We start from the raw sequence: 12,012 nt of genomic DNA on the forward strand, positions 1-12,012 counted from the left end.
TGTAAGAGAGGGTCTAATATAGGTCAAGTCTGTAATCTGATTCCTGCCATTTGCATTTCAGTATTAGTCGTATGGGCCTCAATATGCTGGTCGGATTGCTCAGGAGCTGCAGTAAACGCAAATAAACCAGTGGTTACAATAACAGCAGAGAGAAATACGCAAACACCTTTTTTAATACTCATATAAACAGTCACCTCGCTGAATTTGAAGCTGCGCTTCAACCATTTTATCATAGAAAAAACTGGATTCTTCAAATTCTCCGCCTTCTCTATAATATTCTGCAGTTAGCAGCGTTATGTGTTCCGTAAATGAGAACATGTGACTTTCATTAAGATTATTCAATATATTGAGGATACCCTGTTTATCAACAGACTCAATATATAGGGCATTAAGAAACTGATTCATCGATAAGAAAAGTTCATCATTAAATTTTTGTGCTGTTTCGATCCCTTGCTGCAAAACCTTCTGTCCTTCATTAAACTTTTCTTGCTTGAATAAAACTGTGGCCAACGAATGGAGCGTATGAGGAAGTGTCCTTAAATTTGCTTTTTCTGCAACCTCAGCTGCTTCTTTCAAATATCCTTCGGCTTTACTTGGTTGTCCCATGTAATGATAACATTCACCTAAATTATACAAAGCAGAACTTATTAGTCTGTCGTGCCCTAATTCCTTAGAAAGCTTCAGGGCTTCTTCAAGATGTTTTAACCCTTTTTCATAATGTTTAAAATCGAGATAGTTACCTACGATTACAAACAAGCTTTGAATTTTCCTTACAGTATACAGCGGATTCTGATCATAAATCTCTAATGCCTTTAAAATGTGATGCATGGAAACGTGAGTTTGTTTCATGTTGTAATAAGCTTCTGCTACCTTAAAATGAAATTCAGCTTGTTCGATTTCATCAGTAACAGCATAAAGTTCTTTTTCAGCTTTACGGTAATAGTTAATAGCTTCCACGAATTCTTGCTGATCAAATTCATACATACCGCGGAAAAATAGTGAGTAATATTTCAGGAGACCGGTTAATTTCTTTTGGGGAGCTTCAATTTTTTCAAGTAATTCTGAGATGGTTGGACGTGCTGTTCTATACTTTTTTTCTGGCTCTAAGTAGTCGAGCATAAGTTGGTGTCGAAAGCTCATGAGTGAGTAATAAATTAGTAAATACTCATCCTCTTCCATCTGTTTAATTTCTCTTTCAACTTCTGCTTTTAAAATTTCAGCATCCGGAACACTAAACTGACGTATCATCTTATACCATTCGGTAATCTTAACCCCTACATGTGAGGAAGGTAAAACCGGATTCACAGGATCCCTCCTTTTTGTTTCTTTTTATGTAATATTCTAACATTTCCAAAAAGTGTTTGAACCGCAAAAAAACCGCAAACTATTTCTTCGGTTCATTTCGTTGATTGATCACATTTCAAATAAAAAGATATTTTGTATTTCTCCTTTCTTTTTATGGTAAAATTTTGTTAGTTATTGAACCACAAAGCTAACAAGAAAGGATATGATCATGAAGGTATTTGAAGCTAAATCATTGCTTTCTGAAGCTGAAAACCGTGCAAAGGAATACAAAGATACAAGGAACCAAATGGTCAAATTAAAGAATGCCTTCAAATCAGTGGCTGATCTTGATGACAGTGAGTTTTCAGGTAAAGGCGCCAATAACATAAAGGCATTTTATGTAGATCAAGCAGGGATCGCTGACCAGTGGATTGATTTGATCGACATGAAAATTGCATTTCTCACGAGTATTATTGGCATCCTGGAAGACGCAAGCTTATCCGATGCCTACATAGAAGAATCTTTTTTAGAACACGAGCTGGCCAACGCTTATACTAAATCAAAATCCATCATGTCAGAACAGAAAAAAGCAATAAAAGACATTCTAAATGACATCAACGACATACTACCACTAGATTTATTCTCCACAAAAACTTTTAAAGACGAACTCTCTTCAGCCGACAACAAACGTACCAAGGCCATCAAAAAAATTCATGAAGTCGATGAAAATTTAACATCTGAATATGCACTCTCAGAAGCAAATGAACAAATGATTCAGGCTGATTATCAAGCACTCATGAACGCTACAGCAAAAGGTAAAAACGCCTCCCCTATCCACTATAATGCAAAAGCTTATAGAGACAGTGAAATTCATAAGATGACCGAGGATGTAAAAAAACAAACTACTGACTATATTTCCTTTAAAGATCAGCAGGCCGAACAAAGAAGAATTGCGAAGGAACAAGAGGAGCTCGCAAATAGGCCATGGTATGAAAAGACCTGGGATGTCGTTTGTAATTTTACGGGGGAAGTCTCCGGATATTATGATTATAAGAGAGCTGCTGATGGCGTCGATCCAGTCACCGGTGAAAAATTAACTGATGGACAACGGGTGGCAGCTGGCGCAATGGCTGCGGCAGGATACATCCCTATAGTTGGCTGGGCCGGGAAATTAGCCAAAGGCGGAAAAGCTGTTTACTCAACGAGCAAAGCCATCTATAGGGCAGACAAAGCGCTTGATATCTATAAAACTTCTAAGACATTCCCTGCCCTTCAAAACTCCAGTAAAGGACTCTACGGTCTTGCGTCAGCGAATGGTTTTAGTGAAGCAATAACCGGCCGCGATATGTTTGGGAATAAGATTTCCGAGGAGAGACGTGAAAACAGCTTAAACAGTGCGCTTGCCTCAATTGCTCCGATAGGAATGATTGGTGCAGTTAAAGCATTAAAAATAAATTCCGGCGCAGGTAAACCTTCCAACTTATTCAGAGGAGAAGATTTCCCTTATGCAACAAAAAGACCAAATGGTATCGGTAAATCTCATATTTCACCTGAGACCGGGAACCTTGTCCCCGCAAACAAAAGTGGAATGTATCAAGGCCGTCAGGTAACTGTTACGGAACATATTTTAGGAGGGTATAGGAAAGGTGGAAAATCCAATAGTCCATATACCAGTTTTACAATTAACAAAAAGATAGCAAAAGGTTACGGAGAATATACTATTGAATTAAATATATCAGCTCTACGAAAAGCCATACGTTCTGGAGAACTAAAAGGAGTTGCTATCCTAAACCCAAAACAAATTGAGAGACTTATAAAAAACGACACGAGACAAACAGAAAACTGGAAGAAAAAAGCTCTAAAATGGACTAGTAGAGATACAGAGTATTTTGTTAAGGGTGAGATACCAAAAGAATACTTCAAAATGTTTCCTAAGGAGTGAAGAGAATGTTTCTTTATTATCAAAATGAGTGCTTAGGTGAAATAGATGGAGCAACAATAGAAGGACCTTGGGCTTATGGAAAAATCAAACCTAATGACAATATGGAAAAATTCAAAGATTTTTTTAGAGCAGTGGTGGATGAAGATGATCCCTCTGCAATCGAGAAGTTTGATGATGCTCTACTAGATGATGATAATTGGTTTATCATCGATGATGAGCAAAAAAAAGTAGGGATTTCTTTACCAGGAATCTACGAAGAAGATAACGAAATAAACTGGAGATGGAGATAAAAACAAAAAGGCCCCCTCATAAAGAGGCAGGGCCTTTTTCATTTCAATTTCTCTTCAATTTTCGCTTTTGTCTTAGGTCCATAAACGCCATCAGCAGTCAGACCACTTACTGACTGGAATCGTTTGACTGCATTTGCTGTTTTCGGCCCATAAACGCCATCAATGCCGTTATTTTTCGCCCCTTTATCCGGGTAAAAATAAAGAGCAGCAAGAGCATTTTGAACTTGTCTGACATTTGTCCCTTTCGTCATCGGACTTGTCACTTTAATAATTCCGGAAGGAAGCGGGTATGATGTCTTTTTGCCGCTTGTTTTAGTGCTGCTGGATGAACTGGATCCTTTTAGTTTCAACTTTTTTCCAACTGTAATTTTATTCGGATCTTTAATGTTATTCCAGCTCTGAAGATTTGCCACACTCACTCCGTGCTCTTTTGCTATTGCAGAAAGAGTATCACCTTTTTTCACTGTATATGTTGTTCCGGATTCTGAAGAGCCGCCTGAAGACGCTGAGCTTTTGCCTCCGATTTTGCTTAATTCATCAGCAATAGCGGCTTTTACTTCATCCCATCTACCCTCTGACAAAATCCGGTGAGGACAGTATTTCCCGTTCCAGTCCTGATGTTTGCGGACTCGATCAACACCCCAGCCGCGTTCTTTAAGCAGTTGTGCAACAAACTTGATAGCCAGCTTTTCAGCAGCGTAGTATTTAGCGCCTCCTGACTTGCTGTAGCAGATTTCAACGCCGATAGACTTACGGTTCCCAGTGCCGTTTGTACCGTCGCCTGTATGCCAAGCATTACGATTTAACGGCAGTCCTTGAATAACCTCTTTATCATCCACTGCAAAATGAAAGCTTGTAGAGCTCGTGTTATTCTTCATGAATGAAATTTCATTTTTTGCTGAAGCATCGTTTGCTGTATTGTGAATAGTGATATATTCCGGAACCATAGGATTCGGACATTTCAAAGTGTATTTTTCTTGAGAAACTAGATTTTTTACCACTTTAATGGCCATGATATTTCCTCTCCTATTCTTTTAAAGGTTAAAAAAGGCTGCCAGCCGGCAACCTCATTTAGTTAGATTGTTTTGTTTCAGAACTGCTTTCTGTTGGTGACCTTTGTCTGTCACATAGTTATTTTTGAACCAAGCTGCCAGTGTCGTGCCGATAGTAAGGATCACAGAGCCGACAGTGTATAGCGCATCCGCCAGTTGGTTCACTTGTGCATCAGTAATATCCAAGGGTGATTTACCAAACATCAGCATAGTTTGGTTGATAAGTGCAATTAAAAGAAGCACTGTCCGAATGACCGTGCCTTTGTCATATTTTTTCATATTCGTAATTCCTCCTTATTTTTGCAACAGATTATAAAGAATTGCGATTGCTCCCCCTATAATCCCTGTGCAAACTGCTGTAATAATAGCGCCCGTGATTGTGCGTTTGATCCAGGTTGTATTCTCGTCGATTTTGTTTAATTTTTCGTTCAGCGTCATGATTTGCTGGTCCTGTCGGTCAGACACGCGCTCTAATGCGGAAACTCTCTGTTCAAGCGCTTTGTGCTCACCTTTCATGTCTGCTAAATCCTGCTGAAAAATATTCACATCAGGTACCTCCGTCGGTTGTGACATCAGTACGCCCCCCTTTTATTTCATCTTCTTCACCTCCTTCGAGGCAAAATAAAAGGACAGCCGGATTTTATGAGACGGCCGTCCCTCTTACTGAAAAGTTTCCATTCGTCAAAGATTTTAGTTCCATCACAATTTCTTTAAAACCAGTAATATCAAAAGACCAGGCTTCTGATTTACCTTTTGTGCTAGTGGCAAACGTGCCATCGTCCACTTTTTGCCCTCTTAGGGCTCGTTTTGTTCCAGATAAGGATTTACCCCAGAATATTAATTCGCTTGTCTCAGCTGTCCCATAAACCTCAATAAGCAACGTTTTAAATGATCCAACAGTGAACGGGGTACCTTCCCCCACTGTTTCTGTTTTATCATGAAAAACAACATCCATTGTTTTTGCTTGAGTGTCCAATGAGCTAATATTCAAGCCTTCAGTCTGAACTTTTAAGCGGCCATCATCGGTTAAGCCGCTCTTATCTATTTGCATAGTGAGCGGAGCAGCTGTCGTAATTGGAACAGCTTGTCTAATATTTATATCTTCTTCCCCAGCGCCAAGCGACTGATAAAGCAAGAAATCGGACTGTTGCAAGTTACCGTTTGCATACCTAAAGCGGAAATATCGTTGTTTTAAGTGGATCCAGTCAGTCTCACCGAGCGTTCCCGCTTTTAAAACTAATGAAGAAACTGTGGTCCACGTATTCATATCATTACTTTCTTCGATGAATAAGGTCCCTTCACGATCAGAATAAGCGTGACCTTTTACTTTTGAAATTAAAACCTGACCTAATCGATCTTGGCCATACTGTGTATACACTTCAGTTGCTTTTAAGACTTTGTTTGTCAGCAGCTCTGCATTACCCGAAATGGCAGCCGTCGGCACCACAAAATCTCTGTTTCCTTCTCTGTAAGGCTTGGCCGCTCCCGGCTTACCCGCTGCATCTGTTGGAAATTGAAAACTATACTTCACCATTTGAAATCCTCCTTGCTATTGTTGATCTTTAGCGGTCAATCATAGCCTTTACATCGTGCCCACCCCCTTTCAGGCAAAATAAAAAAGCCCTAAATGGCTTCTCCAGTGATCTCTTTATACTGCTCTGCAGTGATTAGATTTTTTTCTATTCCTTCCTGTAAATCTTCAGCTGAGCAATCTTTATAGTGGATTGCTTGCTTTACCATTTCAGGGGTAGCCCAGTTATAATACAAAGCCAATACCCAATAATTCATACGTTATCCTCTCCTTGTAAGGAAAGCAGCTGCAGTTTTACTTCAGACAGCTTATTTCCTAATGTCTGGTTTAATTCTTCAAGCTGTTTGCGAGCCAGCTTTTCTTGCGACAATTCTTGTGCAAGCAACGCGACCTGATCAGGAGGCTCATATGGTGGATTGCTTTTTGATTCTTCCCACCAAGCTTGTAATTCTTCCTGTGTCGGTATCGGAGCCCTGATGTTCCATTCCGCTATATAGGACGGAGATCCATCACCATTATTTTGAACGATAAAGTCCTTTGTGGGATCCGCTGTCGGGTACTTATAAAGGATAGCTTCGCCTATATTCATTGTTACCTCCTAAAATCTTGGATAATTGCGGCCTCCAAGTTCTTGAATATCAAAAAAGTTGAAAACACCGTTTTTATCATCTACTGCTCTTTTTAGTGTTTCATCTCCACCATAGTTACAATAACACCAGATCTCAACATAATCTCCTTTATTCATTGGTACAGTGGCATTCCCATTTAGGCCGAGATTCATTCCGTTATCCTTTTCAGTAAAGTCTCCCCTCATATGATGAAGCGTCTTATACTCTTTCCCATTTAAGTACACTTTCAGATGAAAATTTATATATGAGGTGTAGTTTACTGTGTATATTCCGGCCCCAATCAAATACATTCCGTCATTCGGCGCAATAAATCGGTTATTTGTTGTGTCAAAAGCATTGTGACTGTCCTTGATTTTCCTATTAAAAGCGATTTTAGTGTGGTCAATCTTTTTCAAATATTGAATACCTGTAGTTCCTATGTTTGCATGCGCAAATCCTGAAATTTTATCCCACGGAGTCCAGCCGGAACCGCTCCACCAATGCCTAACCCATACACCAGTGCTATCAAGATAAGTCCCTGACTCATTACCTGTGCCGTAAAAGTATTGTGTGAAGCGGGAATTATTATATTTCTCGTTTTTTACAATTCCGTATCGCAAAGGGTATCCAGTTGTGTTACCTTGGCCAATATCCATAAGAGTAAGGCCGAGTGGATATGATTCTCCACTTGTTCTCGCATCCTGAATTGCGTTTGTTCCTGTAAGAACGGTCAGTTTTTGATTAGTAAAGTTTTCTTGAACATAGGCTTTTGCATCTGAAAGAGCCTTATCAGCTTTCTCTTGTGATGCTATTTCTGTCTCAAGCTTCTTCCACCCCTGCCAATTCGTTGTGCTGCCGTCATAGTAGTTTGTAAAGACATTATTCTTGTAATCTGTAGCGTAAACCCAACCATACATACCTTTCCCATCAGAAGAAAGGCCCGTAAGATGAAATATCCCTCTTGTTGAAAATATTGAAGGAGAATTAACAGCTTTTCCATGGGCGTAGAAAGTACCCATTGTCCGGCCCTGATCAACTATTTTTTGGAGTATGTCCTCTCCTTCATTTGCGGCGATTGACACACCGCCATGATCTGCTGTAATTTTTGATAATTGTGCACCATTCCATTTGTCTTTATCACTCTTAGTAACATGGATATCTGTTTTATTGGCATGCGCATCGACTTTCTTTTGAGCTCCCTCTTCGGTTTCCATCTCAATCCAAGGTGTCCATGTTTCCCAGTCGTTTTTACGGATTCGATTGAAGGATTTCAAACCATTCGTAGCATCATACGCAGTTTGAACGAGCGTATTTCCATAGCTCATAACAAGGAGAAAGCATTGGGTCAAGCCTGGCCCGTTTAATCCGGCATTGTATATCAGATACATCCCAGTGTCAGTAAGTTCATTGTAATCCGTTGTTTCACTGCTGGTTTTATAAAATACCCTGCCATTATCTTGCGTTAGTTTATAGAGCTGTCCTGCATTCCATTTGTCTTTCTCATTTTTTGAGACATGGCGCTCATTGTTAAAATTATGTTGTCGAAACTCATAATAATCAGCCTGTTTGACGTCATCAACATTCCCCAATCCCAATTGTTCCTTTGTCAAATTGTGAGGGTTGTTCATGTCATTTTTATGTGCTGCTAAATCTTTATGCGCGTCTTGAATACCTTTCTCCCAACGGTTTACATCATCCTCATTGATCGGATCATCCGGCAGCCAGTCTGTTTTTGCTTCATATGCCATTTATTACACCACCTCAAAAGTAAATCTAAAGTCCAGCGTTCTATTGTTACTTACATCTAAATCTGTTGTTCTTTCCGTAATCACGTTGTTCTGTTCATCAAGAATCTGAACACTTTCAATGTGTTTGATATCTTCTTCCCGATGGGTAAGCACTGTAACAACTGCGCCCTGAATGGTTATTTCCACAATCTTTGTTTCCTTCCCATTCAGCAGCACTTTCGATATTCTACTTTTCAAATCTGCAGCTGTACGCTCTCTATAAACTTGCGTAATCATGGTAATACCACCTCGTTATTATTGAGCGTGACGGAATAGCCCACCATCAGCTCACTTACCTTTCGATATCGTCTGTTATTCAAAATGACAGTATCTTTTATCTGGAGTGGCTCATTTAAAGCAGCTCGCAAGGTATACGCCAAGTGAGCCGGTTTCATGTTCTCCAGTGTCTCTATGAGCTCGCTCATATGCTGCATATCATCTATATCAATATCAACATTAAAGCGGTACTCACCAGGAAGTAGCCGGACCTGTGCGGATGGATTCTTCAGAAATCGGTTCAATGCATGTTCAATGGCCCTATATGTTGCGGGCGGTATATTGGACATTTTCGAGATCAGCCGCAGTCGGCGGATTTCGTACGTATCACCGGACTCTCGAGGCACGTTCAATATTTTTTCCCACCGTTCAAGTCCCCAGGTTGCTGTTGTGACAAACAACTGATCTGTCAGATCAAAGATGCTATTATTTTGCTTTTCAAATTCCGGAGCTTCTGCCTGAAGAAGTTCCGCCATTTCTTTCAATTTGGTAAGGAACGGCGGCAGGTAAGCAGTCATTTCATCGAGTTTGCTCAATGATGTTCACCTGCCCCAATTTAGGGATTTCCACGTCACTCAGAACCAAATTTTCGGCCACGCCGTTGATTTTGATATCTGCATAATCACTTACTGAGGGCGAATTATAGACAATATTATTGATCTGCGATAAGCGGATGACATTGTCTTCGAACGCCATCTTTTTAAAGAGGTTTAATACACCTGATTCGATTTCTTTCTTCACCTGCTCAATAGAGCTATTGACCTCAGGAAGCACCTCAGCTGATATCTCAATCTCTTTCCAAACCGCACTCTCCACCGTGACAAAGGCACCAATAGGCGCCTGTCCTTCGCCTTGTCCCGGTTCAGGATCAATATAGTTCTTGACCTTGGATATTAAAATATCGGATGCAGGTTCCAAGTTGGCGTTGGTCACGACAATTTTGACCGTTCCGTCCCCATTCCAAAGCGGAAAGATTTTTGCCTTACCGACTCCGTCAACTTCTTCCGCCCACTGCTTATAATGCTCTTTATTTGCACTAACAGCTTCCCGGCGTACGCGGGTAAAATATCTCGCTCTTAAACTGTCATCATCCTCTTCTTCGCGTCCAGGAATCAGGATCTCTTTCACAATTGCTTTTTGAAGTCCTGGAATGGTATCCAATGACAATAGATTCTGGCCGGAAATATTCGCGTTCCCCGCTTCTCCGGCTGTTTCACATTCCAACGTCCCGTCAGCTGTGTATTGAAAATACAGATTATCAACAAAAAAGCGGGAACCCACTGGAATGGTTATTCTTTCAGTAAACTCCGCTGCCCTGACTGCTTTCGTGGCAGCCGTTCGCTCGATGCCGGCTTCAGTAGCCCGACGATCTAAAAATTCCCCTTGTGCTGTGTCCGAGAAGACAAGTTCCAGCACCGTATCGAGCCAAATATAAGACTTGGCCAATTCTGCAGCTGCAGGAGCTAACGCGTTATAAATCACGCTTCCTTCCCTTGTATCAATGTCAGCTGAAATTCTGTTCAGCATCCGGTCCATAATTTCTTCAAAAGTTTGATCTTCAAACATCTTCACCGAGCACCTCCTCGATCTCTAATGTTCCCTCGTCAGTTTCGACTGTAAAGGAAACATGGAACGAATCGCCTTGTTTTTCTATTTCAAAATCTGACACAGAAGAAACACGATCGTCATAGATCAGTGCCTCCTCTATCAGCCGCGGAATCTCCATTTTCTTATATGCGTCTGTTGTTTCATTATCTGCCAGGACGTCTTGAAGCTCATTTCCAATGTCATGACTGAAAACAGAATAGGCGTATCGCTCAGTATGGAGGGATAAATATACAAACTGCTTGATGGCTTCAAGGCCTGTGATCATTTCATTTGTGATACGGCCATTTTCAAAATCTATTTTGTAGGTTTGCGAGGTCTCTATGACTTCGCTGTCATCTTCAATATCATCAAATTCAATTTCTGGCGAAAGGGCCAACCCGGGCACCCCCTATATTTTGTCGAGAATAAAAAATGATTGTCCGCCTTTTAAGGAGACAACCATCACATTCTCATTCATCTTTAGTTCTTCATCTCCTCCAGCGCGCAGCCGCTTAGGAATAATAATCAAATCAGACGGAATAATTAGCTTTTCATTTTCGTAGAGTTTAATTCCAACAGGAGAAACGGAAACCACTTCAGCCGGCATAATATCCACCGGTGACTCAGAATCAACTGCACCGACAGCCAAATGTTTGATTGCTTCACTTAATCTCATGAGGAAACACCATCAGGGATAGAATTTTTCTCAACCACATCAATGGTCATCGTGTGTGTCGATCCTTTAAATTCGTGTTTATCTGTATCGATCCAGTATGTTTTCTTAACCCCAACTTCCGGAATTGAGATATAGACAGGCAAGCCGCTCTGAAGATCCGGAATCCCAATCGCTTGAATACTCTTGAGTTCTTTTTTAACACCTTTTTTCTGTGCTTGTTTGACTTTCGCACGCTCCTGAAGCTGAGCCTGGTTAATGTTATCAGAAACCGTTTCGACATACTGAAGCACACCATATTTACTGATGCCTGAGCTGTCACTTGCGGTGGCTGTGTATGTTTTATTGTCTTTCTGCCGGCGGAGCTTTACTTTTGTGGCCGTGTCATTAATTGAAGTGCTGTATTGATAGCCGGTAATGTTCACACCCGTCTCCAGCACCCATACTTCCGACGGATCAGGCCAAGCGCGAAGGCCAAGCTTTCCCTTCGCAGAATATAATTGATAATTCCTTCCGGTTTGGCTTTTCGTTTGTTTCAAGGCTTTCAGAATCATGTCATAAAGGCTCGTATCGTCTTTGAACACAAGTGATTTAATTGTATGACCTGTGTTTGCAATAGACGTTGTGGGAATCTGAAAGTCTCTTGCCAGACGTTTTATGATCTCGTCTGCACGCTTATTAGAGAAAACATAAACATCCTTGTTTTTGACCAGATATTGCAGCATATCATAAGCCGTAAAGGTCAGCCCGTGTTCTTCCGGATTGCGAGAAAACACAATGCCCCGGAACAGTTCTTTGCCCTTCCACTTAAATAAAACTGTATCCCCTTCAGATACGCTGTAATATGAGTGGGTTCCCTGTTTTGTAATGATCTTGGCCGTGATCGATCGCGGCGCCTGATACCGTTGCCCTTCGAGGGAAACACTTTCAGTTACCAGCTCAAGCCATTCCGTTTCTTTAATGACGAAAAGTTCTATCATGT

The 12,012-nt window shown here is 40.9% G+C and carries 16 protein-coding genes and 1 pseudogene; 2 read left to right on the top strand and 15 right to left on the bottom strand.

Annotation, left to right across the window (positions count from 1 at the left end; translation table 11 throughout):
• Positions 1–23 precede the first annotated feature (23 nt).
• Together NYE22_RS21320 and NYE22_RS21325 are read right to left on the bottom strand one after the other, a co-directional pair.
• The gene (locus tag NYE22_RS21320) at positions 24–182 is read right to left on the bottom strand and encodes a hypothetical protein (protein ID WP_213391341.1); all 159 of its coding nucleotides are present in this window, start codon (positions 180–182) and stop codon (positions 24–26) included.
• Positions 172–1,305 (bottom strand): tetratricopeptide repeat protein, encoded by a 1,134-nt coding sequence (locus tag NYE22_RS21325; RefSeq protein ID WP_213391343.1) that lies wholly within the window; start codon positions 1,303–1,305, stop codon positions 172–174. The genes NYE22_RS21320 and NYE22_RS21325 overlap by 11 nt, the downstream gene beginning before the upstream one ends.
• Positions 1,306–1,513: 208 nt before the next feature.
• Between NYE22_RS21325 and NYE22_RS21330 the strand changes: the two genes are divergently transcribed.
• Together NYE22_RS21330 and NYE22_RS21335 are read left to right on the top strand one after the other, a co-directional pair.
• On the top strand, positions 1,514–3,226 hold the full coding sequence (locus tag NYE22_RS21330) for a T7SS effector LXG polymorphic toxin (protein WP_342412129.1): 1,713 nt from the start codon (positions 1,514–1,516) through the stop codon (positions 3,224–3,226).
• Positions 3,227–3,231: 5 nt separating this feature from the next.
• On the top strand, positions 3,232–3,516 hold the full coding sequence (locus NYE22_RS21335) for a hypothetical protein (RefSeq protein WP_014112422.1): 285 nt from the start codon (positions 3,232–3,234) through the stop codon (positions 3,514–3,516).
• A gap of 38 nt (positions 3,517–3,554) precedes the next feature.
• Here the strand turns inward: NYE22_RS21335 and NYE22_RS21340 are convergent, their stop codons facing one another.
• The 13 genes and pseudogenes from NYE22_RS21340 to NYE22_RS21400 all read right to left on the bottom strand — a co-directional run bounded on the left by NYE22_RS21340 (position 3,555) and on the right by NYE22_RS21400 (position 12,010).
• Positions 3,555–4,529: an N-acetylmuramoyl-L-alanine amidase gene (locus NYE22_RS21340; RefSeq protein WP_342412130.1), complete on the bottom strand. Its 975-nt coding sequence runs from the start codon at positions 4,527–4,529 to the stop codon at positions 3,555–3,557.
• A 54-nt stretch (positions 4,530–4,583) separates the two neighbouring features.
• Entirely contained in the window at positions 4,584–4,847 is a 264-nt protein-coding gene (locus NYE22_RS21345) for a phage holin (RefSeq protein ID WP_043858281.1), read from the bottom strand.
• A 15-nt stretch (positions 4,848–4,862) separates the two neighbouring features.
• Positions 4,863–5,141: a hemolysin XhlA family protein gene (locus tag NYE22_RS21350; RefSeq protein ID WP_043858280.1), complete on the bottom strand. Its 279-nt coding sequence runs from the start codon at positions 5,139–5,141 to the stop codon at positions 4,863–4,865.
• Positions 5,142–5,208: 67 nt separating this feature from the next.
• Positions 5,209–6,102 (bottom strand): hypothetical protein, encoded by an 894-nt coding sequence (locus NYE22_RS21355; protein WP_043858279.1) that lies wholly within the window; start codon positions 6,100–6,102, stop codon positions 5,209–5,211.
• An 89-nt stretch (positions 6,103–6,191) separates the two neighbouring features.
• The gene (locus NYE22_RS21360) at positions 6,192–6,356 is read right to left on the bottom strand and encodes an XkdX family protein (RefSeq protein ID WP_043858278.1); all 165 of its coding nucleotides are present in this window, start codon (positions 6,354–6,356) and stop codon (positions 6,192–6,194) included.
• Positions 6,353–6,688: an XkdW family protein gene (locus tag NYE22_RS21365; protein ID WP_043858277.1), complete on the bottom strand. Its 336-nt coding sequence runs from the start codon at positions 6,686–6,688 to the stop codon at positions 6,353–6,355. Before NYE22_RS21365 ends, NYE22_RS21360 begins: the two co-directional genes overlap by 4 nt.
• A gap of 9 nt (positions 6,689–6,697) precedes the next feature.
• Positions 6,698–7,528 (bottom strand): annotated as a pseudogene (locus NYE22_RS21370) (terminase); the annotation flags it as partial.
• A gap of 930 nt (positions 7,529–8,458) precedes the next feature.
• Positions 8,459–8,731, bottom strand: coding sequence for a hypothetical protein (locus NYE22_RS21375; protein ID WP_186453309.1), 273 nt, complete (start codon positions 8,729–8,731; stop codon positions 8,459–8,461).
• Positions 8,728–9,306 carry a YmfQ family protein gene (locus tag NYE22_RS21380; protein WP_048655169.1) on the bottom strand — a complete coding sequence of 193 codons (579 nt, stop codon included), beginning with the start codon at positions 9,304–9,306 and terminating at the stop codon, positions 8,728–8,730. The genes NYE22_RS21375 and NYE22_RS21380 overlap by 4 nt, the downstream gene beginning before the upstream one ends.
• On the bottom strand, positions 9,290–10,336 hold the full coding sequence (locus tag NYE22_RS21385) for a baseplate J/gp47 family protein (RefSeq protein WP_342412796.1): 1,047 nt from the start codon (positions 10,334–10,336) through the stop codon (positions 9,290–9,292). The genes NYE22_RS21380 and NYE22_RS21385 overlap by 17 nt, the downstream gene beginning before the upstream one ends.
• On the bottom strand, positions 10,329–10,754 hold the full coding sequence (locus tag NYE22_RS21390; RefSeq protein WP_044430388.1) for a DUF2634 domain-containing protein: 426 nt from the start codon (positions 10,752–10,754) through the stop codon (positions 10,329–10,331). The genes NYE22_RS21385 and NYE22_RS21390 overlap by 8 nt, the downstream gene beginning before the upstream one ends.
• Positions 10,755–10,766: 12 nt before the next feature.
• Complete coding sequence (locus NYE22_RS21395) at positions 10,767–11,033, bottom strand: DUF2577 family protein (protein WP_342412131.1); 267 nt, start codon at positions 11,031–11,033, stop codon at positions 10,767–10,769.
• Positions 11,030–12,010: a hypothetical protein gene (locus NYE22_RS21400; RefSeq protein ID WP_017696791.1), complete on the bottom strand. Its 981-nt coding sequence runs from the start codon at positions 12,008–12,010 to the stop codon at positions 11,030–11,032. The genes NYE22_RS21395 and NYE22_RS21400 overlap by 4 nt, the downstream gene beginning before the upstream one ends.
• Positions 12,011–12,012: the final 2 nt, after the last annotated feature.

It is taken from the genome of Bacillus sp. FSL K6-1560 (assembly GCF_038592935.1).
In the GTDB taxonomy this organism is placed as follows: Bacteria; Bacillota; Bacilli; order Bacillales; family Bacillaceae; genus Bacillus; species Bacillus subtilis.